Raw genomic sequence first — 26,270 nt, forward strand, 5'->3', positions numbered from 1 at the left:
TGCGGCGGGTGGCCGTCAGGAGGGCCGGCCGTCAGGGGTAGAGACCGCGCGCCCGGTGCGCCTCCGCGACGCGTCCGACGCCGATCGCGTGGGCCGCCTGCCGCAGCGTGCGGCCTCGGTCCGACGCCAGCGCCGCCACCTCCCCGTACGCCTCCCGCATCATCGCGGTCAGTTTCCGCTCGACCTCCGCCGCGCTCCACGGCAGGGCCTGCATGTTCTGCACCCACTCCAGGTACGACACGATCACCCCGCCCGCGTTGGCCAGGATGTCCGGCACGACCGTCGTGCCGGTCGCCGCCAGGATCTCGTCCGCCTGCGGTGTCGTGGGCCCGTTGGCGCCCTCGACGATCAGCCGGGCGCGCACCCGGGGCGCGTTGTCCTCGGTGATCGCCCCTTCGAGCGCGGCCGGTACCAGCACGTCCACGTCGAGTTCGAGCAGGTCGGCCGGATCCATGGCGTCGGCGTGCGGATAACCGGACACGCCGCCCGCCTCGGCCGTCCACGCCCGCAGCCCGGCCACGTCGAGCCCGGCGGCCCGGTGGACGGCGCCGCCCGCGTCGGAGACGGCCACGATCACGCAGCCCGCCTCCGCGAGGTAGCGCGCCGCCTGGGCGCCCACCTTGCCGAAGCCCTGCACCGCCACGCGCACCCCCTCGGGCGAGCGGCCGAGCGCGGTGAGCGTCGCGATCAGCACCCCGCGCGCGGTCGCCCCCGTACGGCCCAGCGACCCGCCGAGCGTCATCGGCTTGCCGGTCACCACGCCGGGCACCGAGTACCCGGCGTTGACGCTGTAGGTGTCCATGATCCAGGCCATGGTCTGCTCGTCGGTGCCGACGTCGGGGGCCGGGATGTCCTTCTCCGGGCCGATGATCGGCAGGATCTCGTTGACGTAGCGGCGGGTCAGCCGCTCCAGTTCGCGGGTGGTCAGCGCGGCGGGGTCGACGGCCACGCCGCCCTTGGCGCCGCCGTACGGGATGCCGACCAGCGCGCACTTCCAGGTCATCCACATCGCGAGGGCGGTGACCTCGTCGAGGTCGGTGCCGGGGTGGAAGCGGATGCCGCCCTTGGCGGGCCCGCGTGAGACGTTGTGCTGGACACGGAAGCCCTGGACCACCTCCATCCGGCCGTCCTCACGGCGGACGGGGACGGAGACGGTCAGCGAGCGGCGCGGCGTGGCGAGTATCGTGCGCAGCCCGTCGTCGAGCCCGAGGTGCTCGGCGGCCTGGCCGAGTTGGTGAAGGGCGGAGTCGAGGGCCTGACGGCCCGGGGTGATCAGGGCCGGCGTCCTTGACGGCACCATGACGGTCATGGAAGAGAGTCCTCCCGGTATGGACGCCCATTAACGGCAGCGGCGCCATTGCCATGCCTTGGGCGTACTTGTCGTGATCAGCCTAATTCGTGGTGATTTGTGAGAGCAGGGATCATGTCCGATTCGCTGCCGAACCGTTGCTTCCGCACCGCGTCTGGCAGGCTGGAGACGATCCTCGTCGAAACTGTCATACCAGGGGGTTGGATGCCCGCGTTGGTGATCGGTCCGATGTTGCGTTACGTCGATGTGACCAGTGCTTCCATCTGGGTCGAAACCGACCGTCCCGCCACGGTCACCGTCCACACGCCGGACGGCGACCACTCCTCGACCACCTTCACCGTCCACGGCCACCACTACGCCGTCGTCGACCTCGTCGGCCTGACCGGCGACGTCCCCGGCTACCGCGTCAGCCTCGACGACACACCCGTGTGGCCGCTCGACGGGGCGCCGCCCAGCCGGATCCGGCTGATCCCCGAGGACGGCCCCCGGCGGCTGGCGTTCGGCTCCTGCCGCACCAGCGTCCCCAACGACCCGCAGACCGTCCGCACCCACGGCCCCGACGTGCTGCGCGCCTACGCCCGCCATCTGGAGACGGCCGCCGACGGCGACTGGCCCGACCTGCTGCTCCTGCTCGGCGACCAGGTCTACGCCGACAACCCCTCGCAGGAGATGCTCGACTTCGTCCGGGCCCGCCGCACCGGCGAGCCGCAGGGCGAGATCGCCGACTTCGAGGAGTACGCCGAGCTCTACCGCCAGGCGTGGACCGAGCCGCCGATCCGCTGGCTGCTGTCCACCGTCCCGAGCGCCATGATCTTCGACGACCACGACGTGCGCGACGACTGGAACACCTCCCAACCTTGGCGCGAGGCGATGGACCGGGTGCCGTGGTGGCGCCACCGGCTGATCTCGGGACTCGGCGCGTACTGGGTCTATCAGCACCTCGGCAACCTCTCGCCCGACGAGCGCGCCAAGGACCCCCTCCTGCTCGACCTCATGCGCGGCGCGGGTTCCGAGCGCCTCGACGCCTTCGCCGACCTCGCCGACACCGACCCGGCCAGCAACCGCTGGAGCTACGCCCGCGACCTCGGCCGCACCCGCCTGATCATGATCGACACCCGCTGCGCCAGGCAGCTCGCCCCGGGCGAGCGCCGCATGCTCGACCCGGGGGAGTGGGCGTGGCTGGAGGAGCAGGTGGCCCGCCCGGCCGACCGGCTGGTGCTCGGCTCCTCGATCCCGTTCCTGCTGCCCGAGGGCGTCCACCTGGTGCAGAACTGGAACGAGGCGCTGTGCGACGGCGCCTGGGGCCGCCCGGTGGCCCGCCTGTCCGAGTCGTTCCGGCAGGCGTTCGACCTGGAGCACTGGGCCGCCTTCCGGCACTCGTTCGACGCGCTCGCCACCCTGCTGGCCGGCCGGGGCGTCCCGGTGGTGATCCTCTCCGGCGACGTCCACTTCTCCTACCTCGCGCGCTCCCGCAACATCTTCCAGGTCGTCTGCTCGCCCATCCGCAACCCGCTCAGCCGGGTGCTGCGCCTGGCCAACGTCCTCACCCAGTTCGGCGTCGCCACCCTCGTCGGGGCCGTCCTCGCCCGGCTGGCCCGCATCCCGCGCCCGCCGATCCGCTGGCGGGTGACCAAGGGCCCCTGGTTCCAGAACGCCCTCGCCACGCTCACCCTCCCCGACCAGGTGACCTGGCACGAGGCGGACGGCGACACCGTGCGGCCGATCGACGGCGCCCGCCTGCGGTGACGGCCGGTATCGTCGGGTGCTTGTGACCCAGGATCAGTACACGCTCGCCACCCCCTTCTACGACCTCTGGCACCTCGACGGGCACATCCCCGAGGTGCGCGCCCTGCTGCCGGGCATGCTCGCGGACGTCGAGGGCCCGGTCCTGGAGATCGGCGCCGGGACCGGCCTGGTCACCGAGACCATCGCCGCCGCCACCGACGGCGAGGTCTTCGCCGTCGAACCCGCCCTCGGCATGCGCGCGATCCTGCTCTCGCGCCTGGCCGAGCGCCCGGACCTGCGCGCCCGCGTCACCGTCCTGCCCTGGGACGTGCTCGACACCGACCTCGACGAGCCCGTCTCCGCCGTGGTGATGATCTCCGTCCTGTACGGTCTCCCGCCCGCCGACCGCGCCCGGGTGTGGCCCGTCCTGGCCCGCCAGCTCCGCCCCGGCGGCCACCTGATCTTCAACTGGCGCCCGCGCCCGGTCGCCGAACCCGGCGAACCCGAACCCATGGGCTCCTACCGGGTCGGCCGCCACACCTACGAGGTCTGGGGCCAGGTGCTGGCCGCCACACCCATGAAGACCACCTCGCGGCTGTTCTACCGGATCGTCCACCGAGGCGTCGTGATCAGCGAGGACGTCGTCGACAGCGAGTCCTACCGCCCCGAGTTCGCCGAGCTCGCCGCCGAACTCGGCGCGGCCGGCTTCACCGCGCGAGAGGCCCCGCAGGGCATGACGCGCTGGCGGCTCGGCACCTGACCGGAATCGGATGGAACCGTCCTCTCCCCAGCGGTCAACAACAGGGTGACCGCTTGAGAGAGGACCGCGACGTGGTGGTTGTTCAGGAACATCTGGATGACTCTGCGCTGGTCGGGCAGTCGCTGAGCGAGCCGGAGAGGTTCGCCGCGCTGTTCGACCGGCATGCCGAGGAGATCCACCGCTATGCCGCCCGGCGGCTCGGCCCCGAACTCGCCGAGGACGTGGCGGGGGAGGTGTTTCTCGTCGCCTTCCGGGTCCGCCACCGCTACGACCTCGGTCGGCCCGACGCCCGGCCCTGGCTGTACGGCATCGCCACCAAGGTCATCGCCCAGCACCGCAGGGCCGAGCGCAGGCGCAACGCCGCCATGGCCAAGGTCACGGTGGAGCGCCCGGCGGGCTTCGAGGAACGCAGTGCCGACCGGGTCAGCGCCGAGTCGCTGCAGCCCCGGCTGGCGCGGGCGCTGACCCGGCTGAAGCCGGCCGAACGCGACCTGCTGCTGCTCCTGGCCTGGGCCGACCTGACCTACGAGGAGGCCGCGCACGCGCTCGGCGTACCCGTGGGCACGGTCAGGTCCCGGCTGCACCGGCTGCGGGTCAAGGTGCGCAGAGCGCTCGGCGGTATCGATCCCTTCACTGCAGAGGAGTCCGACCGTGGATGACGAGATCAGGGTGTTCGCCGAGGGCAGGCCGCAGGCCGGGACGTACGGGGAGGAGGCGCGGGAACGGGCGCGCGAACGGTTGCTGGGCGAGGCGGTGCGGGGGCGGCGCGGGTTCCGGCTGCCCAGGCTGAGCCTCCAGGTCGCGGCGGCGTTCGGGGTCACGGTGGCGCTGGTCGGCGGCGTGGCCGTGGCACTGACGGGCGGCGAGGAGGGCGCCGGCCGCACCGCGTCGGCGTCGATGGAGGAGCCGACGCCCGGACCCGGGCAGTTCGTCCGCAAGGAAACGATGCGGATGTTCGCCTTCGGCACGGCGGACGGCCGTCGTGGCCTGGAGAGAAACAAGGAGACGAAGTGGCTGCCCGCCGACCCGTACGGCTCGGTGCTGACCCTGGCCGAGGACCGGCGGATCCTGCCGTGGCCGGGCGAGTCGAAGCCGCCGGAGATGGCAGCGTGGGAGAAGGAGACGAAGCGTTGGTCCGCCGGCTGCGGGTACCCGGGCTTCCCTGCGATTCCGTCGTCGGATCCCGAGGCCCTGCGCGGAGTGCTCTACCAGGACGCCGGCGCCGATCGCGACGGGAACGCGTGGAACAGGGCCGAGTGGCTGCTGAGAGGGTACCTCCCCGAGTCCGGGCAGCGGGCGCTCTTCCACGCGATGCGGGCGATTCCCGGTGTCGCTGAGGCGCAGGGCGTCGCCGACGCGCAAGGACGCACCGGGGTGGGACTCGGCAAGGTCGTCGACGGCACCCTCCTCCAGTACATCTTCGACCCGCAGACCCAGCGCTACCTCGGCCTCAGGGGGACGGCGGCGGATCCGGAGGGGTCGCGGGCGCCGAAGGACGCCGTCCTGCTCCTGACCGCCGAACTCGGTGTCACGGTGGTGGACACGCTGCCCACGCCCGACTCGCCCGACGGGTTCCCCACGATGGACTGCGGGGGGCCGAAGGACGCGACGGGGGATCCGGACGCTTCGCCCTCCGAGCAGGCCCGCCCGGACGCCGAGCAGGACCCCCGGCCGTCGGCGCCCGCCGACGCGCCCGCGCAGGACCCTCGGCCCACCGCATCCGTCACGCAGCCCGACCCCGACCCCGCACAGCCCGACCCCGACCCCTCGCGGCGCGATCCCGCACAGTCCGACCCCGCACAGTCCGACTCTGCACCCTCGCGGCCCGATTCCGCACAGCCCGACCCCGAGCCGACGGCTGGCGCCGACCGCCCGGTCGAGGCGCCCGAGGTCTCTGCCGTCCCCGACGCGCGCGCCGGGCGTTCGGCGGGTGAGCCGGAGGTGGCGGAGCCCCGCGAGTAGGCCGGGTCAGATCACCTCGAAGTCCGCCATCATCGCCATGTCCTCGTGTTCCAGGTTGTGGCAGTGCATGACGTACTTGCCCCGGTAGCCGGTGAAGCGGGTGACGATCTCCACGGTCTGCGCGTCGCGCAGTTCCACGGTGTCCTTCCACATCGGCGGCCCGGCAGGGCGCTCGCCGTCGATCGACACCACCTGGAAGTGTGCCAGATGCAGATGGACCGGGTGGGCGACGTCGCTGGTGAAGCGCCACACCTCGACGTCGCCCAGCTTGGGCCGGGCGACGAACCGTCCAGGTTTGTACGCCTCACCGTTGATCACCCAGCCGTCGCCGTGGTGCGTCGAGCCGCTGCTGAACTGGAAGTCCCTGGTGGCCTTTGCGGCGGCCGGGTCGAGCACCTCCACGCGCGACAGCGTTGCGGGCACCGCGGAGTCGTCCTTGGCGGCGCGGTCCACCACGAAGCGCATCACCTGGGCCTGCGGCCCCTCGCCGAGCAGGTTGCGCAGCTCGACCTGCCCGCCCACCGGGTAGGCGGAGAAGTCCACGACCACGTCGGCGCGCTCGCCGGGGGCCAGCCGTACCTTCTCCAGCCGGACCGGGGCGGCCAGCAGCCCGCCGTCGGAGCCGATCTGCGTGATCGGCCTGCCGGGCGCCAGCGCCAGCTCGTACGTGCGCGCGTTGGAGCCGTTGAGCAGCCGGAACCGGTATCGGGCCCGCTCGACCCGCAGCTGCGGCCAGGGCGCCCCGTTGACCAGGATGACGTCGCCGAGCACCCCGCCCATGAACTCCCCGGCGGCGCCGGGGCCGTTCGGGCGGCCCGGGTAGGGCATCGAGCCGTCGGCGGAGAAGGCGCGGTCGCAGATCAGCAGCGGCACGTCCCGCTCACCTGACGGCAGCGGCAGCGCCTCCTCCTCGGCGTCGCGGACCAGGAAGAACCCCGCCAGCCCCTGCCAGACCTGCGGCCCGGTGTAGTCCATGCGATGGTCGTGGTACCACAGCGTGGCCGCGCGCTGGGACAGGGGGAAGTCGTAGTCGCGTTTCGCGCGGGGCTGGATCAGGTCGGTCGGGTAGCCGTCGTGCTCGGGCGGGGTGTGCCCGCCGTGCAGGTGCATGACCGTGGGGACGTCGAGCCCGTTGTCCAGCCGGACGACCGTGCGCCGCCCGCTGCGGGCCTGGATCGTCGGGCCGGGGAAGGTGCCGCCGTACCCGAGGATGCGGGTGCGCAGTCCGGGCAGGATCTCCACGTCGGCCGTCCGCGCCACCAGGTCGTAGTAGTCGGCGCCGCTGTCCGTGCGCGTCGGGCGCGCGACCGAGGGCAGCGGCAGGTCCGTCGTGAACGGCATCGGCAGCGGCGCGGCGCTGGTCAGCAGCTTGGGCAGTGGAGTGCCTGGCAGGAGGCCGCACCCGGACGCGGTGGCGGCCACCGCGCCCAGACCGGCCAACCGGAAGAGCCGCCTCCTGCTCAGGTTCACTCTCACGCGGGCGACACTCTGCGGCTGGGCCACGCCCGGGACAGCTGCAGCATGGCGAAGCCGAACATGAGCACGCCGAGCGGCACGTGCAGGCCGCGCATCTTCAATATGCCGATCACCGTCTGGACGACGGCGAGCACCAGCAAGGCCAGCGCCGGGGCCCAGGCGCGGAACGAGCGCCCGGACATGACGGAGGCGACGAGGTTGAGCAGGATCGTCGCGAGGGTGACGTAGGCGAAGATCACGTGGGCGGGACGCCCGCCGGACGAGCTGAGCAGCATTCCCGCGGTGACGCCCTGCGAGAGGACGGCGGCCGCCTGCAGCGCAGTGGTCACCCGGAGGAAGCCCTGGAATCGGGATGGGTCACTCATGCCCCCGATGCTCTCGCCCCGGTCTGGGCCGACGCGTCCTCCAAGGGACTACAGCCGGGTGTACGACGCCGGGCGTAGCGCGGTCGCCCGCTACTACGCCCGGCGTAGTCGTCACTCAGCGGAAGGACTCGATGGCCTCGGCCAGCCGGTCGAGTGCCCACATCAGGTCCTCTTCCGAGATCACGATCGGCGGTGCCAGCCGTACGGTCGAGCCGTGGGTGTCCTTGGCCAGCACGCCCAGCGCGAGCAGCGCCTTCGACACCTCGCGGCCGCTCGCCAGCGACGGGTCGATGTCCACCCCGGCCCACAGCCCCCGCCCCCGTACGGTCACCACACCGTGGCCCACGAGCTCGTTCAGCCGCGCGTGCATGAGGTCGCCGAGGCGGGTGGCGCGGGCCTGGAACTCGCCGGTGTTGAGGAGGTCGATGACCGCGTTGCCGACGGCGCAGGCCAGCGGGTTGCCGCCGAAGGTGGAGCCGTGCTGGCCGGGCTGGATGACGCCGAGCACGTCCTGGTTCGCGGCGATGGCCGAGACCGGGACGACGCCGCCGCCGAGGGCCTTGCCCATGATGTAGACGTCGGGCACGACGTTCTCATGGTCGCAGGCGAAGGTCTTGCCGGTGCGGCCGAGGCCCGACTGGATCTCGTCGGCGATCATCAGCACGTTCTCCGCCGTGCAGATCTCGCGCACCTGGCGCAGGTAGCCGTCCGGCGGCACCAGCACGCCCGCCTCGCCCTGGATGGGCTCGACGAGCACGGCGACGGTGTCGGCGTCGATGGCCTCGCGGATCGCCTCGGCCGAGCCGTACTTCACGATCTTGAAGCCGGGGGTGTACGGGCCGAAGTCGTCGTGCGCGTCCGGGTCGGTGGAGAAGCTGATGATCGTGGTGGTGCGGCCGTGGAAGTTGTCCTCCATCACGATGATGTTGGCCCGGTCGGGGGCGACGCCCTTGACCTGGTAGCCCCACTTGCGGGCGACCTTGATCGCGGTCTCGACGGCCTCGGCGCCGGTGTTCATCGGCAGGATCATGTCCTTGCCGGTCAGGTCGCCGAGTCCGGCGCAGAACTGCGCGAACTGGTCGTGGTAGAAGGCGCGGCTGGTGAGCGTGAGGTTCTGGAGCTGCTTCTGCGCGGCCTCGATGATCTTCTCGTTGCCGTGCCCGAAGTTCAGGCTGGAGTAGCCGGACAGGAAGTCCAGGTAGCGGTTGCCCTCGACGTCGGTGACCCAGGCCCCGTGCGCTTCGTGGATCACCACGGGCAGCGGGTGGTAGTTGTGGGCGCTGCGCCGCTCGCTGATGTCGATCAGCTCTTGTGTCCTGGTCATTTTCTCCCCCTATATGGTTTCATGCCCGAATTTCGAGCGTGCAGCACTTGGGACCACCGCCGGCCTTGCGCAGCTCGGACAGGTCGACCGGGATCACCGTGTAGCCCCGGCGCTTGAGTTCGAGCGACAGTTCGGCCGCCTCGGCGTTGATCACGACGTGCTCGCCGTCGCTGACCGCGTTGAGGCCGAGGACCTCGGCGTCCGCGGCGCTCGCGAGCACGGCGTCGGGGAACAGCCGCCGCAGCACCTCCTGGCTGCCTGCGGAGAAGGCATCCGGATAGTAGGCGACATTTCGCCCGTCGAGTGAGAATAGCGCCGTGTCGAGGTGGTAGAAACGGGGATCTACCAGCGACAACGAGATCACCGGCCGCCCCAGGAACTCCTGCGCCTCCTGGTGCGCCCTGGGGTCGGTGCGGAAGCCGGTGCCCGCGAGGACGACCTCGTCCAGAGTGAGGAAGTCGCCCTCGCCCTCGTTGACGTACTCGGCGGCCTTCACGGGGAAGCCCCGGTCGCTGAACCACCGCAGGTAGGCCGGGCCCTCGGGGCCGCGCTCGGGGAAGGCGAAGCGCGCGCCGAACACCCGGCCGCCCACGACCAGTGCCCCGTTGGCGGCGAACACCATGTCGGGCAGCCCCTCGACCGGGTCGATCAGGCTGACCTCGTGCCCGAGGCCCTCGTAGGCGGCCTTCAGGGCCTCCCACTGCCGGATCGCCACCTCCCGGTCGGCGCCGGCCTCCGGGTCCATCCACGGGTTGATGGCGTACTCGACCGTGAAGTGCTCAGGGCGGCACATCAGGAAGTGCTTGGGCATGCGGATCTCCGTCGGCCGTAGTGAGGGCGTCGCCCAATGGGGGACGGAGACAGCCTAAGAATGTATGTTTATGCAGGCCAAGCCACCGATATTGCGTCTTCGCGCGGTTCTGTTGCGTGTCTTCGCGAGAGCCCGGCGATCCGTTGCGTCAGTCCGGAGTGGCCGCGCCCGGCGGGGTGTCGACCAGCCGCGACAGCACGATCGAACTCTTCGTACGCACCACGAACGGCATCGCCGCGATGTGCTCGATGACCCGCTCGACATGCCGCACGTCCGTCGCCCTGATGTGCAGCAGCGCGTCGGCCTCCCCGGTGATCGTGGCCGCCGACACCACCTCCGGATAGCGCGAGACCGCCAGCGCGATGTCGGACGGCTTGGTCTTGCCCTGGCAGAACAACTCGACGTACGCCTCGGTCGTCCACCCGAGCGCCTGCGGCGCCACCCGGGCGGTGAACCCGGTGATCGTGCCGGTGTCGCGCAACCGGTCCACCCGCCGTTTCACCGCCGAGGCCGACAGGCCCACCTGCTGCCCGATCTCCGCGTACGTCGCCCGCGCGTCCTCCACGAGCGCACCGATGATCTCGCGGTCCAGCCGATCCAGTTCCACGCGACCTGTATACAGCCTCGCGGGCGTCCGTCCCGCACAATGGGGATGTGAGCGAACTGCCGGTGATCGACCTTACGTCCCTGCGCGCGGGCGGCACGGACGCGGCGGCCGAGATCGGCGCCGCCTGCCGCGACAGCGGCTTCTTCTACGTCACCGGGCACGGCGTGCCCGACGCACTGACCACCCGCCTCGACGCGGCGGCCAGGGAGTTCTTCGCGCTGCCGCAGGAGGCGAAGAACGAGATCGCCATGGAGTACGGCGGCCGGGCCTGGCGCGGCTACTTCCCCGTCGGCGGCGAACTCACCTCCGGCCGCCCCGACCTCAAGGAGGGCGTCTACTTCGGCGAGGAGCGGCCACCCGGCGACCTGCCGCTGCACGGGCCCAACCTGTTCCCCGCCCAGGTGCCCGAACTGCGCGAGAGCGTCCTCGCCTACCTGGCGGCCATGAGCGGGCTCGCGCAGACCGTCATGGGCGGCGTCGCGCTCAGCCTCGGCCTGCCCCGCGACTACTTCGCCGCCGGATACACCGCGCGGCCCACGATCCTGTTCCGGATCTTCCACTACCCGCCCGCCCCGCCCGGCGACGACGGCTGGGGCGTCGGCGAGCACACCGACTACGGGCTGCTCACCCTGCTGCTCCAGGATTCCAACGGCGGACTGCAGGTGCACACGCCGCGCGGCTGGGTGGACGCGCCGCCGATACCCGGCACCTTCGTGTGCAACATCGGCGACATGCTCGACAAGCTCACCGGCGGCCACTACCGCTCGACGCCGCACCGGGTGCGCAACCTGAGCGGCAACGAACGGCTCAGCTTCCCGTTCTTCTTCGACCCCGGCTGGGACAGCGAGGTGCCGCCGCTGCCGTACACCGAAGGGGGCCGCGCCCGCTGGGACGGCCAGGACCTGCGCGCCTTCACCGGCACCTACGGCGACTACCTGCTGGGCAAGGTCGCCAAGGTCTTCCCCCGCCTGCGCGACGACGTGCTCGGCGCATAGCGAAGGCCGGGCACCTGCCCCGGTGCCCGGCCTTGCGAATGGCTCTCAGCCCTTGTCGGCCTCGCCGGTCGCGGCCTCCTGGACCTCCTCGGGGGAGGCCTCCAGGTCCTGTTCGGCGTCGGCGCCCGCCTGGGCGGAGGCCTTGTCGAGGCGCACCCACGACGTGACGCTCTCGACCGCGAACAGCACCAGCAGGTACGCCGTCAGCACGCCCAGCACCCACGGGAAGATCCCGAGCGCGGCGCCCGCGCCGAGCACCAGCAGCCGCAGCTCCCAGCCGAGCCCCGCGTAGAAGACCCACGCGGGCGGCCAGATGCTCTGCCGGGTGCGGTAGACGGTGTCGTAGGTGTGGTAGCCGACCACGTACAGCAGCACGAACAGCAGCCACTTGGGCGCGTCGGCGGCCAGGCCGACGAGGATGAGCGTGATGAACTCGGCCGCGCGCAGCAGCGGCGGCGTGAGCCAGTCGAGGCGGCCGAGGTGGTCGCGCGGCGCCGTGGGCAGCACGAGCACCACCACGATCAGCGGCGCCACGAACAGCATCGGGCCGGGCTCGATCAGCCCGGCGACGCCGAGCACGATGACCGCGACCAGCGCGGCCAGCGTCGCCGGCACGGGGGGCAGCCCCTTGCCGAGGCGGCCGGACAGGGCGTGGACCAGGGGACCGTCGTCGCGGTAGGCGAGCAGGCGGGCGGTCTGGATCCGGCGGCGCTCCTCGTCCGGGTCCGGGGCGGGGGTTGCGGGGGCCTGCGGTTGGGTGATCATGCGAGCGACCTCATGAGGCGTCCGGTGAGGGTGTAGGCGGCTGCGACGGAACCCCAGATCACCAGCGTGAGGAAGGTGACACGGGCGTCGAAGAGGGCGGCGGTGATCGCGATGGCCGCGAAACGCTCGCCGATGGGGAAGACGATCATTTTACGCGCCCAATGGACCGCGCGGAACCGACCGGCCCTGGTCCACATCTTCAGCAGGCCCCTGATGCCCTGGCTGCGCTCGGCCCGGCGCTGCTCCAGGTCCCTGCGCAGCGAGCGGTCGTCCGGCGCGTCCAGCGCCAGCGTGGGCAGCTGCCGCGCGGGCTTGCGGCGGTTGGCGATGCCGAAGGAGAAGTCGAGCAGGTGGCGTGTCGACTGCAGGGCGAGCGCGGCCAGCGCGAGCACCCAGATGTCGTCGGAGTTGCCCGACACGACCCAGCCGACCGCGAGGCCGGCGAAGACGACATACTCCTTGAACCGGTCGAACGTCGCGTCGAGCCACGCCCCGAGCACGCCGAACTTGCGCGCGTAGCGGGCGACCTGGCCGTCGACGCAGTCGAAGACGAAGGCGAAGTAGATGAGCACGCCACCGGCCACCATCCACGGCCGCTCGCCGGTGGCGAAGCAGGCCGCGGCGGCCACGCCCAGGGCGATGGAGATCAGCGTCACCTGGTTGGGCGTCAGCCCCCGCCTGGCCGCCCAGCGGGCGATGAAGCGGGAGTAGGTCGAGACGAAGTAGGTGGTGAAGAAGCCGTCGGCGCCCTTGACCGCGTTGTCGAGCCGTGCGCGGTCCTCGTTCATGCCGATGAGCTCGGTGCCCGCCTCGTTGACCTCCCCCTGGGTGGTCACGCGGCGGTAGAACAGGTCGCGGCGTCCGCGCAGACCGACGGAGACGCCCTTGCGCACCAGGCCGAAGACGATGAGCTGGACCAGGTCGTCGTCGGGGCCGAACCGGTCGGTCATCCCGGCCAGCTCGCGGCAGGTGTCCGCGAGCGTCTGCATGTGCGTGGCCTTGAGGTGCAGCGGCCCGAGCAGGATGGCGTTGGGCCTGGTCACCCGGATGCGGGCGGTGCCGACCGAGACGATGCGCGACTTGCCCGCCCGCGCCCGCACCGGCAGGCCCTCCAGCCGGTGCTCGCCGATCTCGGGCTCGGCCTCGTCGATGGGTACGGTGTCCTCCGGCGCCTCCTCGGCCTCCTCGCCGGCGGTCTCTGGCCTCGGCTCCTTGGCGATGAGCGCCAGCGCACCGCGCTTGGCCTTGGTGATCTGGTAGATCAGCTCGTCGTGGACGACCGAGTTGGCGGGGAGGATGAGCAGGTTGTCCGTTGCGGATTCTGCGACGTCGGCAAGGGCACGCAGGGCGGCGGCCACGTCGGTCGGCTCGATCGTGGCCGGCTGCGGATCCAGGGAGAGGATCTGACCGCGCAGCCGCTCGGCCACCGTGGGGGTGCCGGGCAGCGCGGCCAGCCGGAGGCCGGTCGGAGCGGTGTCGGGGCCGGGCGAAGAGCCCAGCAGGACCACGCGGGTCATGACTCCCTTTCGAGGCAGTTGCGGGGGGTTGAACAACGGGTGATGCGGGGACAGGCGTCAAAGTCTAGTGAGCGTTCGGCAAAGGCGGTCCACCTTGGGGCGGCCATAGGATGAGCGGGTGAGTCTCTACCGTGACGAAGGCGTGGTCCTGCGCACGCAGAAACTGGGTGAGGCCGACCGCATCATCACCATCCTCACCAAGCGCACCGGCAAGGTCAGAGCGGTCGCCAAGGGCGTGCGGCGCACGACCTCGCGCTTCGGCGCGCGACTGGAGCCGTTCACCCACGTAGACCTGCAGCTTCACGTCGGCCGCAGCCTCGACGTCGTCACCCAGGCCGAGACCCTCCGCCCCTACGGCGAGTCGCTGGCCGCCGACTACCCCCGCTACACCTCGGGCAGCGCCATGCTGGAGACCGCCGACCGGCTCACCCACGGCGAGAAGGAACCCGCGCTGCGCCAGTTCCTGCTCCTGGTGGGCGGGCTGCGCACACTGGCCGACGGCAGCCACGAGTCCAGGCTCGTCCTCGACGCCTACTTCCTGCGCTCACTGGCCGTCGCGGGGTACGCTCCGGCGTTGGAAGCCTGCGCCAAGTGCCGCGCGCCCGCCATCAGGGCCTTCGCCATCGTCTCCGGCGGCGTGGTCTGCGGCGGCTGCAAACCGGCCGGTTCGGCCGTTCCCGCGATCGAGACGATCGGCCTGATGACGGCGTTGCTGCGGGGCGACTGGACCACCGCCGACGCGTCGCTGCCGCGCCACCGCAGCGAGTGCAGCGGCCTGGTCGCGGCCTATCTGCAGTGGCATCTCGAACACGGCATCCGCTCGCTTCGGCACGTAGAAAGGGAACCGGTTTGAACGTCCGTCCCCCCACGCCCCACCCGTCCGGCGCCACCCCGCCGCGGCTGCCGCGCGAGCTGGTGCCGAGGCACGTGGCGATCGTCATGGACGGCAACGGCCGCTGGGCCAAGCAGCGCGGGCTGCCCCGCACCGAGGGGCACAAGGCGGGTGAGTCCTCCCTGTTCGACGTGATCGAAGGGGCGATCGAGCTCGGCGTCCCCTACCTGTCGGCCTACGCCTTCTCCACCGAGAACTGGAAGCGCTCGCCCGACGAGGTCCGGTTTCTCATGGGCTTCAACCGCGATGTCATCCGCCGCCGCCGCGACGAGCTCAACGCGATGGGGGTGCGGGTGCGTTGGGCGGGCAAGCCCGGCCGGCTGTGGAAGAGCGTCATCTCCGAGCTGGAGACCGCGCAGGAGATGACGGCGGGCAACCGTACGCTGACGTTGCAGTTCTGCGTCAACTACGGCGGCCAGGCCGAGATCGTGGAGGCGGCGCTGCGGCTGGCCGACGACCTCGCCGCCGGGCGGGTCAGGCGGGGCCGGGTCGACGAGAAGGTCTTCGCCCGCTACCTCGACGAGCCCGACATCCCTGCGGTCGACCTGTTCGTGCGCTCGTCGGGCGAGCAGCGCTTCTCCAACTTCCTGCTGTGGCAGTCCGCCTACGCCGAGATGGTCTTCCTCGACCGGCTGTGGCCCGACTTCGACCGCCGCGACCTGTGGCAGGCGTGCGAGACCTACGCACGGCGCGACCGGCGCTACGGCGGCGCCCTGCCCAACCCCGTCTGATCAGGCGCGGCGGCGGGCCCGGTAGGCCGCCACGTGCATGCGGTTGCCGCAGGTGCGGCTGTCGCAGTAGACGCGCGAGCGGTTGCGCGACTCGTCGACGAACACCCGGTCGCAGTCGGGCGCCGAGCACGTGCGCAGCCGCTCGTACTCGCCGTCGACCAGCAGGTGCGCCAGCGCGACCCCGCAGTCGGCGGCCAGGTGCTCGGCCAGCGTCGCGTCGGAGGCGAAGTAGTGCACGTGCAGCGGGTGGCCGTCGTGCTCGGTGAGCCGCGCGGTGATGCGGGTCTCCGACAGCATGCCGTTGAGCAGCCGCACCGCCGTCGCCTGGTCGGGGGCGGTGAAGACCCGGTGGAGGGACTCGCGCACGATCCGCACCTGCCCGAGGTCGCGGGGGCCGAGCGTGGTGATCCCGCTGACCTGCCGCGAGTCGACGAACACCTGGAGGTCGTCGAGGTCGGCCAGGTCGTCCTCGCCACCGGTGGAGGGGGAGGTGTTGACGAGCTCGACGACCGTGGCCAGCGCGTGCACCGTGTCATGGCCAAACGGCATATTGACTCCTGTCTGGACCCGGTCCTAGCGTGAACGAAGCGTATCTCTCCGACGGGGCGGACGGGGGTGCTCGATGAGTCCACATCGCCGTATCGTGCTCGTCGCGGTGGCCGGAGCGTTGGTGATCTCCACGTCCGCGCCGCTCGTGCGACTGTCAGACGTCTCGCCGGCGACCTCCGCCCTCTTCAGGTGCGCGTACGCCGTGCCCCCCATGATACTTCTGGCCTGGCTCGAACGGCGCAGGCTCGGCCCCGCCCCCCCGCGTACCCGCCGCCTGGCCTGGGCCGCGGGCCTGCTGTTCGCGCTCGACCTGCTGTTATGGCACCACGCCATCGACTACGTCGGCGCCGGTCTCGCCACCGTGCTCGGCAACCTGCAGGTCTTCATCGTGGCCTTCGCCGCGTGGGCGATCTTCCGCGAGCGGCCCTCGGCCTCGCTGATGGCGGCCACGCCGGTGGTGTTCGGCGGCGTCGTGCTCATCTCGGGCGTCCTCGACGGCGCGGACCCGGCGCGCGGCGCGCTGTTCGGGCTCGCGACCTCGCTCGCCTACGCCGCCTACCTGCTGCTCATGAGAGCGGGCTCCGGGCACGCCATGGGGGCACTGGCCCACTCGACGGTGGTCGCGACGGCGGCGATCGCGCTGCTCGGCCCGCTGTTCGGCGGCGCCGACCCGCTGCCCTCCTGGCCCGCCCACGGCTGGCTGCTCCTGCTGGCCCTCGGGCCGCAGGTGCTCGGCTGGGTGCTCATCACCTGAGCGCTGCCCAGGCAGCCCGCGGCCCTGACCGCGCTGCTCCTGCTCGTCCAGCCGATGACCACGGTCGCGATCTCGGCGCTCGCGCTCGGCGAGCGCCCCTCCGCCCTCCAAACTGGCCGGGTGCGCGATCGTGGTCGTCGGTGTGCTGTACGGTTCCCGGCGCGGCGCTCAGCCCGCGCGCACGGCCGACGAGCAGGACGCGCAGGTGCCGAACACCTCGACGGTGTGAGTGACCTCGGTGAAGCCGTGCTCGCCGCCCACGGCCTCCGCCCACCGCTCGACCGCGGGACCGGCCACCTCGACGGTGTGGCCGCACCGGCGGCAGACCAGATGATGGTGGTGGGCGTCGGTCGCGCAGGCCCGGTAGACGGACTCGCCCTCGTCGGTACGGAGCACGTCGACCTGGCCCCCGTCGGCGAGCGCCTGCAGCGCGCGGTAGACGGTGGTCAGGCCGATCTTGGCGCCGTCCTGGCGCATCTCGGCGTACACGTCCTGCGCGCTGCGAAAACCCTCACTGCGGCGCAGGGTGTCGTGCACAGCGTCGCGTCTGGTGGTCATGTGGACTCCCGTGGTCTGGCTCCCCGTACGAATCTACCGATTCCGAGGGCCAGGACGTAGCCGGCGAGGCCGAGAAGCACGATCGAGGCGCCCGGCGGGATCTTCGGGGAGGCGGTGGACACCAGCAACCCGCCCACAGCCGCGAGGACGCCGAGCCCCATGGACAGCACCATCGTACTGCGGAAGCCCCGGGTGAGTTGCTGGCTCGTGGCGACCGGGATGACCATGAGCGCGCTGACGAGCAGCAGGCCGACCACGCGCATCGCGATGACCACGGTCAGCGCGGCGGTGACGGCCAGGACCAGGCTGAGCAGGCGCACCGGCAGCCCGCTGGCCTTGGCCAGGTCCTCGTCCTGGCACAGGACGAACAGTTCCCTGCCGAACACCGCGACGACGCCGATGACGGCCACGGCCAGGCCGCCGATGATCCAGATGTCCTGGGGCTTGACGCTGGCGATGGCGCCGAACAGGTAGGAGGTCAGCTTGCCGTTGGCGCCGCCGGGGGCGACGGCCATGAGCATGACGCCGCCCGCGATGCCGCCGTAGAACAGCAGCGCGAGGGCGACGTCGCCGCTGGTGCGGCCGCGCGCCCTGACGAGTTCGATGGCGACCGCGCCCGCGACCGCGACGATCACGGCGGTCACGACGGGTTCGGTGCTGGTCAGGAAGCCGAGCGCCACGCCGGTGAGCGCCACGTGGCCGATGCCGTCGCCGAGCAGCGACAGCTTGCGCTGCACGACGAAGGTGCCGACGGCGGGCGCGCACAGGCCCACCAGCAGCGCGGCGACGAGGGCGAGCTGGAAGAACTCCAGCCGGAGCAACTCGATCACGGCCGCCCCCGCACGGGGGTGAGTGCCTGGCCGTTCCCGGCGTTTTCGCCAGGTCTGCCGGAGAGTTCGTCGACGATGCCGCCCTCGGCACCTTCGCCGGACCTGCCTATCGCAGCGGCACCGGCGACACCGTCGGCGTCCTCGGCGCGGCCGTCGCGGACGACGACGCGGCGGGTCAGGACCGGTGCGAGCGGGCCGGACTCGTGCAGCACCAGCACCACGGTCCTGCCTTCCTCGGCCAGTGCGGCGAGCGTGCCCGCGAGCAGCCGCTGGCTTTCGGCGTCGACGCCCGCCATGGGCTCGTCCATGACGAACACGTCGGGCTCGCCCGCCAGCGCGCGGGCGATCAGTACCCGCTGCTGCTGGCCGCCGGACAGCGACTGCACCGGGTCGCCGGCCCGGTCGAACAGGTCGACGGCGCGCAGCGCGCGGGCGACGGCCTCACGGTCGGCCGCGCTGGTCCTGCGCAGCCGCCGCTGCCTGGCGACACGCCCGGAGGTCACGATCTCGGAGACGGTCGCGGGCACACCGCCGCCGACGGCCAGGCGCTGCGGCACGTAGCCGACCCGGTGCCACTGGCGGAAGCGGGCGGGCGGGGAACCGTACAGGAGGGTCTGCCCGGCCGTGAGCGGGACCAGGCCGAGCAGGGCGCGCACCAGCGTGGACTTGCCCGAGCCGTTGGCGCCCGTCACGGCGACGACCTCGCCGGGAGTCACGGCGAGGTCGGTGCCGCGCAGGACCGCGCGGCCGTCGAGCACGACCTGCGCGCCCGTCATCTCGAAGACGTTCACGTGCACCCCAGAGCGGTACGGAGGGTCGCGAGGTTGGCCCGCATGGCGGACAGGTAGTCGCCGGAGGCGGGCTTGCTCTCCAGCGGGTCGAGCGCGGCGGTCTTGGCGCCCACCTCGCTCGCGAGCACCTCGGCGACCTTGGGGCTGGCGAGGGACTCGGTGAAGACGGTGCTCACCTTCTCCGCCCTGGCGATCTTCGCGACCTCGGCGATGCGGGCGGGCGACGGCTCGGACTCGGGGTCGAGCGTGATGCCGACCTGCTTGAGCCGGTAGCGGTCGGCGAGGTAGCCGAACGCCTCGTGGCTGGTGACCAGGCTCTTCCCGGCGCACTGGGCGAGGCCGTCGGCCATCTCCTCGTCGAGGGCGGTGAGGGCGGCCGAGGTCGCGGCGGCGCGGTCCTTGAAGCCCTGGGCCTGCTCGGGCGCGGCGGCGGCCAGCCGGTCGCCGAGTTGCGTGGCGACGCGGGCGAGGCGGCTCGGGTCGAGCCAGATGTGGGGGTCGGTCGGGGCCTCGTGCCCGTGGCCGTCGTCCTCGTGGTGCTCGCCTTCGAGCACCTGTACGGCGGAGGCCGCGTCGAAGCCCTTGGCCTCGCCTGCGACGGCGTCGTCGACGGCGGGCTGCAGGCCCTTGATGTAGACGGTCAGGACGGAGGACTGCAGGTCGGCCATCTGCTGGGGGCCGAGTTCGGCGTCGTGGGGCTCGACGCCGGGCGAGGTGAGCCCGCTGACCTTGACGTCGGAACCGCCGACCTGCTCGCTCAGCCACTGGAGGGGGTAGACGGCGGCGACCACGGCAGGCGTGTCACCGCTCGTGCCCGGCGCCGTTCCGGCGCCGCAGGCGGTGGCGAGCAGCGCGGTACCGACGAGGAGCGCGGCGCCGCGAAAGCGGACATGTCCTGACATCATGGAGGTAAGTATGCGACAAAATGAAAACGGTTGTCAAAGTCGCGAAATATCCCGTCAAAGGGGTATCGCGCCAAATCGGGTCAGAACCACCAGTGTCAGGAACGTCAGCAGCACCACCCGCAGCAACTTGCCGCCGGTGGCCAGCGACGGCCACGACAGATAGGCCATCCACAGCACGAACGCGATCACCGGCAGCACCGCGAGCCCGCCCGCCCAGCCGGTGACGGCCAGGCCGGTGAGCAGCAGCACCACCATGGCGACGGGCACCGCCCAGCGCGGCACCTGGGTGAACAGGAACACGGCGGGCGCCGCGCTGCGCCGCTCGACCGCCTTGCGCAGCCCGGTGGCACCCGGGGTGAAGAACTGCTCACCCGGAGGGAGCGGACGTCCTTTTCTCGTACCCACAGAGTGAGCGTAACCGTCCCCTCCGTGGTGACGCCATGTCCTCCGCACCGGGAAGACGGCACCTGTCGTGTGGGCGTTTTCACCACAAGAGTGGACCGGCCTGGCGATCCGGGCGGCGCGCGGGCCCATGGAGCGGAGATCGTCTGACATTCTGTGTCTGTGCTCGCCGTAATCCGTTACACCGTTCCCGAAGCCCAGTCCCAGGACTTCGTCAAACAGGGCCACTCCATCCTCGACGTCCTCGCCGAGCAGCCCGGCTACCTGCGCGGCAGGCTGGCCCGCTCGGTGGACGAGCCCAATCTCTGGGCGCTGGTCAGCGAATGGGAGGGGGCGGGCTTCTACCGCAGAGCCCTGTCGGCCGCCCGAATGGCGATGTATCCGCTCATGATCCTCATGGTCAACGAGCCCACCGCCTTCGAGGACGTGTACGTGACCGGACAAGAGCATTAGTCGCGCGCGAGGGCGGCCCGACGTCCCCTAAGCTGGGAGCTCATCCGTTCCCTCGCCGACCTCCAGCCGGAAAGAGACCCATCCTCATGGCACGCCGTACAGACGTCATGGACACCATCGTCAGCCTCGCCAAGCGCAGAGGGCTCGTCTACCCGTCGAGCGAGATCTACGGCGGACTCCGTGCGTCCTGGGACTACGGCCCGCTGGGCGTCGAGCTGAAGAACAACGTCAAGCGGCAGTGGTGGCAGGCCATGGTCCAGGCCCGCGAGGACGTCGTGGGCATCGACTCCTGCGTCATCCTCGCCCGCGAGGTGTGGCAGGCCTCCGGTCACGTCGAGACCTTCACCGACCCGCTCACCGAGTGCCAGTCCTGCCACAAGCGCTTCCGCGCCGACCACCTCATCGAGGCGTACGAGGAGAAGAACAGCAAGCTGCCCGAGCAGGGCCTGGCCGACATCACCTGCCCCAACTGCGGCAACAGGGGCGCCTTCACCGAGCCGCGCCAGTTCAGCGGCCTGCTCAAGACCTACCTCGGCCCGGTCGAGGACGAGTCCGGCCTGGCCTACCTGCGCCCGGAGACCGCCCAGGGCATCTTCATCAACTACCTCAACGTGCAGCAGTCGGCCCGCCGCAAGATCCCCTTCGGCATCGGCCAGATCGGCAAGTCGTTCCGCAACGAGATCACCCCGGGCAACTTCATCTTCCGCACCCGCGAGTTCGAGCAGATGGAGATGGAGTTCTTCGTCAAGCCCGGCACCGACGAGGAATGGCACCAGTACTGGATCGACGAGCGTTTCCGCTGGTACTCCGACCTCGGCATCAACAAGGACAACCTGCGCCTCTACGAGCACCCGAAGGACAAGCTGTCCCACTACGCCAAGCGCACCGTCGACGTCGAGTACCGCTTCAACTTCGCCGGGTCCGAGTGGGGCGAGCTCGAAGGCGTCGCCAACCGCACCGACTTCGACCTCACCGCCCACGGCAAGGCCAGCGGCGTCGATCTGTCGTTCTTCGAGCAGGACACCGGTGAGCGCTACGTCCCCTACGTCATCGAGCCCGCGGCCGGTGTCGACCGCGCGACCCTCACCTTCCTGCTCGACGCCTACACCGAGGACGAGGCGCCCAACGCCAAGGGCGTCATGGAGAAGCGCACGGTCATGCGCCTCGACCACCGGCTCGCGCCGGTCAAGGCCGCGGTGCTGCCGCTGTCGCGCAACGCCGACCTGTCGCCCAAGGCCCGCGACCTCGCCGCGCAGCTGCGCCGCCGCTGGAACGTCGAGTTCGACGACGCGGGCGCGATCGGGCGCCGCTACCGCCGCCAGGACGAGATCGGCACGCCGTTCTGCATCACCGTCGACTTCGACACCCTTGAGGACCACGCGGTGACGGTCCGCGAGCGCGACTCGATGCGCCAGGAGCGCATCGCGCTCGACGGCGTCGACGCCTACCTCCGCCAGCACCTCAACGACTAGCCGTACACACTGCCGGTCGTAAGCCCTGCGCAGGGCCTCGGGAGTGATTCCGAGGCCCCGCGGCGTTCCCGTCCGGTCGGCCCGATCCGAGCACCGGACGCTGCCCGCCTCGGCTCACGGACCGGCGGGCCGCAATCGGCCCGGCCCGGCGTCCGGGCGTGCTCACCGCCCCGGCTAGGCGGCGGTGCCCGTCTCAGTGGGCGGGGGTGCCTTCGGGTGTGCGGCGCCGGGAGCGGGCGACGACGAAGACGGCCGCCGGCAGCACCAGAGCGGCGATCCGCAGGATCGTCAGCAGGACCGGGTAGAAGCCGGCCGCGACGGGCAGCGGAGTCGTGGCCGACAGGTCGGTGGTGAACCACGTCGCCGACCAGGCCACCGCGAAGAAGGTGAGCACCGCCCAGCCGAGCGCGACCCGATCCAGGGAACGTTCCATCAGAGGGAAGCAGAACAGGATCGCGAAGAAGGCGCCGAGCAGTAGCGGCGGCAGCAGTACCCCGACGCTGAGCGTGCCCCCCGCGACCGTCGTCTCCCAGGCCGGCGCGAGCCGCATCAGCCCCTCGGGCACCCCGTAGTACCAGAACGGCTGCGCCGACGGCGGCGGGGCGCCGGGGCGGTAGGGGCCGTGCTCCCACACCGGGTTGACGGTGACGAACGCGGCGAGGGCGGCGAGCACGGCGACCGTCCAGAGCGCGGTGACCGCCCCGCCCCGGCGTGGGGGGAGCACGGGCACCCCCCCGCCTCGGTGCCGGGCCGGCACGGGTACGGTCACCGCCTTGCCTCGGTGCCGGGCCGGAATGGGCGTGGTGACGGCCCCGCTCCGGTGCCGGGCCGGCGCGGGAGTGGTGCTCGCCCCGCTTCGGCGCAGGGCCAGCACGGGTGCGGCCATCAGCGCGGCGAGCACCACGTGGGCGGTGAACGCGCGTGGCACGACCGCCCCGGGGAACTCGCCCCCGGCCAGCAGGTACGCCAGCCGGGCGCCCACCACCGGGATCGCCGTGATCGTCCCGTGCGCCTCGCGCGCCCCCGACAGGCCGAGCCGGTCGCCGGGCAGCGCCATGCCGAGGAACGACGCGGCCAGCGCCGCCGCGAGCACCGCCACACCCGCCGTCCAGGCGGCCAGGTACGGCCTGCGGTAGGCGGCGGCGAAGAACGCCCAGCCGAGCCGGGCCGCGAGCGCCAGCACGAAGAGCGCGGCCGACCAGTGATGCAGCTGACGCACCAGCAGGCCGCCGCGCACCTCCAGGCTGAGCCGTACGACCGAGGGGTAGGGCGCGGCCGGATCGTAGAACACGGCGAGGAAGGCCCCGGTGGCGAGCAGCGCCGCGAAGGAGTATCCGGCGATCTCGCCCAGCAGGAGCGGCCAGTGCGGGGGACGTGCCGTGCGCATCGGCAGCTCCTGATCAGAGGGTCAACCCGATTGTGCACGCGCCCCGTGGGTTTCTCAAGAATTGGTGTAAACCAATTGGTATAAACCAATCCGCGTCGCCGGATTTTAAAGTGGATTAGACCGGTTGATGGTGCCTGACCTGGAGAAATAATGACTTAAGAGGTGAGTGCAGTTTCGTCGGCTTTTGCGCCTGTAGAGTCCGCTTCAGAGGCGTTGATTGGAGCTGTGGTGGCGAAGTACGTTTACGATTTCACCGAGGGCAACAAGGATCTCAAGGATCTGCTCGGCGGCAAGGGCGCCAACCTCGCCGAGATGACCAACCTCGGGCTGCCCGTCCCTCCCGGGTTCACGATCACCTCGGCGGCCTGCCGCCACTACCTCGCCGAAGGCGCCCCGCCCGACGGTCTGGAGCGAGAGATCGGCGAGCACCTGAGCGCGCTCGAAGCCGCGATGGGCAAGCGGCTCGGGCAGGCCGACGACCCGCTGCTCGTCAGCGTGCGGTCGGGGGCGAAGTTCTCCATGCCGGGGATGATGGAGACCGTCCTCAACATCGGGCTCAACGACGAGTCCGTACGGGGCCTGGCCAAGCAGGCGGGCAACGAGCGCTTCGCCTGGGACTCCTACCGCAGGCTCATCCAGATGTTCGGCAGGACCGTCCAGAACATCGACGGCGAACTGTTCGAGCACGCACTCGACGCGATCAAGGGCGAGCGCCAGGACACCGACCTGCGGGCCGACGAGCTCCAGCGGCTGGTCGAGACCTTCAAGGGCATCGTGCGCGAGCAGACCGGCAGCGACTTCCCCGCCGATCCCCGCGAGCAGATGCGCCTGGCGATCACCGCCGTCTTCGACTCGTGGAACGCGCCCCGCGCGGTGCTGTACCGGCGCCAGGAGCGCATCCCGGCGGACCTCGGCACCGCCGTCAACATCTGCTCCATGGTCTTCGGCAACCTCGGCGACGACTCGGGCACCGGCGTCGCCTTCACCCGCGACCCCGGCACCGGCAGACAGGGCGTCTACGGCGACTACCTGCAGAACGCCCAGGGCGAGGACGTCGTCGCCGGGATCCGCAACACGGTCCCGCTCCAGGAGCTCGAAGGCATCGACAAGGGCTCCTACGACGAGCTGCTGTCGATCATGGAGACGCTGGAGAACCACTACCGAGACCTGTGCGACATCGAGTTCACGATCGAGCGCGGCCGCCTCTGGATGCTCCAGACCCGCGTCGGCAAGCGCACCGCCGCCGCCGCGTTCCGTATCGCCACCCAGCTCGTCGACCAGGGGCTCATCACCCTCGACGAGGCCGTCACCCGCGTCAGCGGCGACCAGCTCGCCCAGCTCATGTTCCCCCGTTTCGGCAAGGAGGGCGGGCGGCACCGGATCGCCAAGGGCATGAACGCCTCGCCCGGCGCCGCCGTCGGCAAGGCCGTCTTCACCTCCGAGCGCGCCGTCGAACTGGCCGGGCAGGGCGAGGCGGTCATCCTGGTACGCCGCGAGACGAACCCGGACGACCTGTCCGGGATGATCGCCGCGCAGGGCGTGCTCACCAGCCGGGGCGGCAAGACCTCCCACGCCGCCGTCGTGGCCAGGGGCATGGGCAAGACCTGCGTCTGCGGTGCGGAGGAACTCGACGTCTCGATCTCCGGCCGCCGATTCACCGCCCCCGGCGGCATCGAGGTCGAGGAGGGCGAGGTCATCTCCATCGACGGCAGCACCGGCGAGGTCTTCCTCGGGGAGGTGCCGGTCGTCGACTCGGCGGTGGTCGAGTACTTCGAGGGCGCCGAACCCGACGACGAGCTGGTGCGCGCGGTGGACCGGATCATGGCGCACGCCGACGCGGTACGGCGGCTGCGGGTGCGGGCCAACGCCGACAACCCCGAGGACGCGGCCAGGGCGCGCAGGTTCGGGGCGGAGGGGATCGGGCTGTGCCGTACCGAGCACATGTTCCTCGGCGAGCGGCGGCAACTGGTCGAGGACCTGGTGCTGGCGGCCTCGCCGCAGGACCGGCAGGCGGCGCTGGACGCGCTGGAACCCCTGCAGCGTACCGACTTCATCGGCATCTTCCGCGCCATGGAGGGGCGGCCGGTGACGATCCGGCTCATCGACCCGCCCCTGCACGAGTTCCTGCCCGACCTCGTCGGCCTGTCGGTCAAGGCCGCCACCGGGCAGGCCACCGACAAGGACCGCGTGCTGCTCGCCGCCGTCCGGCGCCTGCACGAGCAGAACCCGATGCTCGGCCTGCGCGGCGTACGGCTCGGCCTGGTCATCCCCGGCCTGTTCGCCATGCAGGTGCGCGCCATCGCCGAGGCGGCCCGCGAGGTGCCCGGCGCCCAGCCGGAGATCATGATCCCGCTCGTCGCGGCCGTGCAGGAACTGGAGGCCGTCCGGGAGGAGGCCGCCCGCATCCTCGCGGAGGTCGGCGTCGAGGCCCTGATCGGCACCATGATCGAGACGCCGCGCGCCGCGCTCACGGCCGGCCAGGTCGCGGAGGCCGCGCAGTTCTTCTCCTTCGGCACCAACGACCTCACCCAGATGACCTGGGGATTCTCCCGCGACGACGTCGAGGCCGCGTTCTTCTCCCGCTACCTCGAACTCGGCATCTTCGGCGTCTCACCGTTCGAGACGCTCGACAGGGACGGCGTCGGCCGCCTGCTCCGCCTGGCGGCGGAGGAGGGCCGGGCCACCCGGCCCGGCCTCAAGCTCGGCATCTGCGGCGAGCACGGCGGCGACCCCGACTCGGTGCACTTCTGCCACGACAGCGGGCTCGACTACGTCTCCTGCTCGCCGTTCCGCATTCCGGTCGCCCGCCTCGAAGCCGGTAGGGCCGCGCTGGCGGGCGGCGGCAGCGACACCCGCTGACACACCCGCCGGGACCTGGTCCGGGATGCGGCCACCACCGCGTCCCGGGTCTGACCGACCGGCGCGTAGCA

At 71.5% G+C, this 26,270-nt stretch carries 26 protein-coding genes; 11 read left to right on the top strand and 15 right to left on the bottom strand.

Annotated features, from left to right (window positions below; all coding sequences use genetic code 11):
• Positions 1-31: 31 nt before the first annotated feature.
• Positions 32-1,309, bottom strand: a complete 1,278-nt coding sequence (locus ABD120_RS16525; protein WP_343950776.1) for a Glu/Leu/Phe/Val family dehydrogenase — start codon at positions 1,307-1,309, stop codon at positions 32-34.
• Between the two features lie 204 nt (positions 1,310-1,513).
• On the opposite strand from ABD120_RS16525, the gene ABD120_RS16530 reads away from it, so the two are divergent.
• From ABD120_RS16530 to ABD120_RS16545, 4 genes are read left to right on the top strand one after another with little or no spacing between them, the layout of a single operon-like run.
• Entirely contained in the window at positions 1,514-3,055 is a 1,542-nt protein-coding gene (locus ABD120_RS16530; protein WP_343950777.1) for an alkaline phosphatase D family protein, read from the top strand.
• A 22-nt stretch (positions 3,056-3,077) separates the two neighbouring features.
• Positions 3,078-3,794, top strand: a complete 717-nt coding sequence (locus ABD120_RS16535) for a class I SAM-dependent methyltransferase (RefSeq protein ID WP_343950778.1) — start codon at positions 3,078-3,080, stop codon at positions 3,792-3,794.
• 53 nt (positions 3,795-3,847) lie between these two features.
• Positions 3,848-4,453: an RNA polymerase sigma factor gene (locus ABD120_RS16540; RefSeq protein ID WP_343950779.1), complete on the top strand. Its 606-nt coding sequence runs from the start codon at positions 3,848-3,850 to the stop codon at positions 4,451-4,453.
• Positions 4,446-5,756, top strand: a complete 1,311-nt coding sequence (locus ABD120_RS16545) for a hypothetical protein (protein ID WP_343950780.1) — start codon at positions 4,446-4,448, stop codon at positions 5,754-5,756. Before ABD120_RS16540 ends, ABD120_RS16545 begins: the two co-directional genes overlap by 8 nt.
• A 6-nt stretch (positions 5,757-5,762) precedes the next feature.
• Here ABD120_RS16545 and ABD120_RS16550 read toward each other — a convergent pair whose 3' ends face one another.
• The 5 genes from ABD120_RS16550 to ABD120_RS16570 form a co-directional block, all read right to left on the bottom strand.
• A complete protein-coding gene (locus tag ABD120_RS16550) occupies positions 5,763-7,232 on the bottom strand; it encodes a multicopper oxidase family protein (RefSeq protein WP_343950781.1) in 1,470 nt (489 codons plus the stop codon).
• The gene (locus tag ABD120_RS16555) at positions 7,229-7,597 is read right to left on the bottom strand and encodes a hypothetical protein (RefSeq protein WP_343950782.1); all 369 of its coding nucleotides are present in this window, start codon (positions 7,595-7,597) and stop codon (positions 7,229-7,231) included. The genes ABD120_RS16550 and ABD120_RS16555 overlap by 4 nt, the downstream gene beginning before the upstream one ends.
• A 115-nt stretch (positions 7,598-7,712) precedes the next feature.
• The gene (gene rocD, locus ABD120_RS16560) at positions 7,713-8,921 is read right to left on the bottom strand and encodes an ornithine--oxo-acid transaminase (RefSeq protein WP_343950783.1); all 1,209 of its coding nucleotides are present in this window, start codon (positions 8,919-8,921) and stop codon (positions 7,713-7,715) included.
• Between the two features lie 19 nt (positions 8,922-8,940).
• Positions 8,941-9,732 carry a dimethylargininase gene (gene ddaH, locus ABD120_RS16565; RefSeq protein WP_343950784.1) on the bottom strand — a complete coding sequence of 264 codons (792 nt, stop codon included), beginning with the start codon at positions 9,730-9,732 and terminating at the stop codon, positions 8,941-8,943.
• Between the two features lie 148 nt (positions 9,733-9,880).
• A complete protein-coding gene (locus ABD120_RS16570; protein ID WP_343950785.1) occupies positions 9,881-10,339 on the bottom strand; it encodes an Lrp/AsnC family transcriptional regulator in 459 nt (152 codons plus the stop codon).
• Positions 10,340-10,386: 47 nt separating this feature from the next.
• Here ABD120_RS16570 and ABD120_RS16575 point away from each other — a divergent pair, with 47 nt between their 5' ends.
• A complete protein-coding gene (locus ABD120_RS16575; RefSeq protein WP_343950786.1) occupies positions 10,387-11,334 on the top strand; it encodes an isopenicillin N synthase family dioxygenase in 948 nt (315 codons plus the stop codon).
• 45 nt (positions 11,335-11,379) lie between these two features.
• Here the strand turns inward: ABD120_RS16575 and ABD120_RS16580 are convergent, their stop codons facing one another.
• Both ABD120_RS16580 and ABD120_RS16585 read right to left on the bottom strand, forming a co-directional pair.
• Positions 11,380-12,099, bottom strand: a complete 720-nt coding sequence (locus ABD120_RS16580; protein WP_343950787.1) for a DUF5941 domain-containing protein — start codon at positions 12,097-12,099, stop codon at positions 11,380-11,382.
• A complete protein-coding gene (locus ABD120_RS16585) occupies positions 12,096-13,616 on the bottom strand; it encodes a CDP-alcohol phosphatidyltransferase family protein (protein WP_343950788.1) in 1,521 nt (506 codons plus the stop codon). Before ABD120_RS16585 ends, ABD120_RS16580 begins: the two co-directional genes overlap by 4 nt.
• A gap of 118 nt (positions 13,617-13,734) precedes the next feature.
• Between ABD120_RS16585 and recO the strand changes: the two genes are divergently transcribed.
• Positions 13,735-14,469, top strand: a complete 735-nt coding sequence (gene recO, locus ABD120_RS16590) for a DNA repair protein RecO (RefSeq protein ID WP_343950789.1) — start codon at positions 13,735-13,737, stop codon at positions 14,467-14,469.
• Positions 14,466-15,239 (top strand): isoprenyl transferase, encoded by a 774-nt coding sequence (locus tag ABD120_RS16595; protein WP_343950790.1) that lies wholly within the window; start codon positions 14,466-14,468, stop codon positions 15,237-15,239. The genes recO and ABD120_RS16595 overlap by 4 nt, the downstream gene beginning before the upstream one ends.
• Here the strand turns inward: ABD120_RS16595 and ABD120_RS16600 are convergent, their stop codons facing one another.
• Positions 15,240-15,788: a CGNR zinc finger domain-containing protein gene (locus ABD120_RS16600; RefSeq protein WP_343950791.1), complete on the bottom strand. Its 549-nt coding sequence runs from the start codon at positions 15,786-15,788 to the stop codon at positions 15,240-15,242.
• 73 nt (positions 15,789-15,861) lie between these two features.
• On the opposite strand from ABD120_RS16600, the gene ABD120_RS16605 reads away from it, so the two are divergent.
• On the top strand, positions 15,862-16,542 hold the full coding sequence (locus ABD120_RS16605) for a DMT family transporter (protein WP_343950792.1): 681 nt from the start codon (positions 15,862-15,864) through the stop codon (positions 16,540-16,542).
• Between the two features lie 168 nt (positions 16,543-16,710).
• Here the strand turns inward: ABD120_RS16605 and ABD120_RS16610 are convergent, their stop codons facing one another.
• Genes ABD120_RS16610 through ABD120_RS16630 form a run of 5 tightly spaced genes read right to left on the bottom strand, consistent with a single transcriptional unit; the run spans position 16,711 to position 20,031 of the window.
• The gene (locus ABD120_RS16610; protein WP_343950793.1) at positions 16,711-17,100 is read right to left on the bottom strand and encodes a Fur family transcriptional regulator; all 390 of its coding nucleotides are present in this window, start codon (positions 17,098-17,100) and stop codon (positions 16,711-16,713) included.
• Positions 17,097-17,930, bottom strand: a complete 834-nt coding sequence (locus ABD120_RS16615; RefSeq protein ID WP_343950794.1) for a metal ABC transporter permease — start codon at positions 17,928-17,930, stop codon at positions 17,097-17,099. The genes ABD120_RS16610 and ABD120_RS16615 overlap by 4 nt, the downstream gene beginning before the upstream one ends.
• A complete protein-coding gene (locus ABD120_RS16620) occupies positions 17,927-18,706 on the bottom strand; it encodes a metal ABC transporter ATP-binding protein (protein WP_343950904.1) in 780 nt (259 codons plus the stop codon). The genes ABD120_RS16615 and ABD120_RS16620 overlap by 4 nt, the downstream gene beginning before the upstream one ends.
• A gap of 11 nt (positions 18,707-18,717) precedes the next feature.
• The gene (locus ABD120_RS16625; protein WP_343950795.1) at positions 18,718-19,626 is read right to left on the bottom strand and encodes a metal ABC transporter substrate-binding protein; all 909 of its coding nucleotides are present in this window, start codon (positions 19,624-19,626) and stop codon (positions 18,718-18,720) included.
• A gap of 54 nt (positions 19,627-19,680) precedes the next feature.
• Positions 19,681-20,031, bottom strand: a complete 351-nt coding sequence (locus ABD120_RS16630; RefSeq protein WP_343950796.1) for a DUF6703 family protein — start codon at positions 20,029-20,031, stop codon at positions 19,681-19,683.
• Positions 20,032-20,190: 159 nt separating this feature from the next.
• Between ABD120_RS16630 and ABD120_RS16635 the strand changes: the two genes are divergently transcribed.
• On the top strand, positions 20,191-20,481 hold the full coding sequence (locus ABD120_RS16635; protein ID WP_343950797.1) for an antibiotic biosynthesis monooxygenase family protein: 291 nt from the start codon (positions 20,191-20,193) through the stop codon (positions 20,479-20,481).
• An 86-nt stretch (positions 20,482-20,567) separates the two neighbouring features.
• Positions 20,568-21,953: a glycine--tRNA ligase gene (locus tag ABD120_RS16640; protein WP_343950798.1), complete on the top strand. Its 1,386-nt coding sequence runs from the start codon at positions 20,568-20,570 to the stop codon at positions 21,951-21,953.
• A 193-nt stretch (positions 21,954-22,146) separates the two neighbouring features.
• Here the strand turns inward: ABD120_RS16640 and ABD120_RS16645 are convergent, their stop codons facing one another.
• The gene (locus ABD120_RS16645; protein WP_343950799.1) at positions 22,147-23,340 is read right to left on the bottom strand and encodes a cytochrome b N-terminal domain-containing protein; all 1,194 of its coding nucleotides are present in this window, start codon (positions 23,338-23,340) and stop codon (positions 22,147-22,149) included.
• A gap of 228 nt (positions 23,341-23,568) precedes the next feature.
• On the opposite strand from ABD120_RS16645, the gene ppdK reads away from it, so the two are divergent.
• The gene (gene ppdK / locus ABD120_RS16650; protein WP_343950800.1) at positions 23,569-26,199 is read left to right on the top strand and encodes a pyruvate, phosphate dikinase; all 2,631 of its coding nucleotides are present in this window, start codon (positions 23,569-23,571) and stop codon (positions 26,197-26,199) included.
• Positions 26,200-26,270 lie beyond the last annotated feature (71 nt).

Origin of the sequence: Nonomuraea longicatena, from assembly GCF_039525605.1 — a bacterium.
In the GTDB taxonomy this organism is placed as follows: Bacteria; Actinomycetota; Actinomycetes; order Streptosporangiales; family Streptosporangiaceae; genus Nonomuraea; species Nonomuraea longicatena.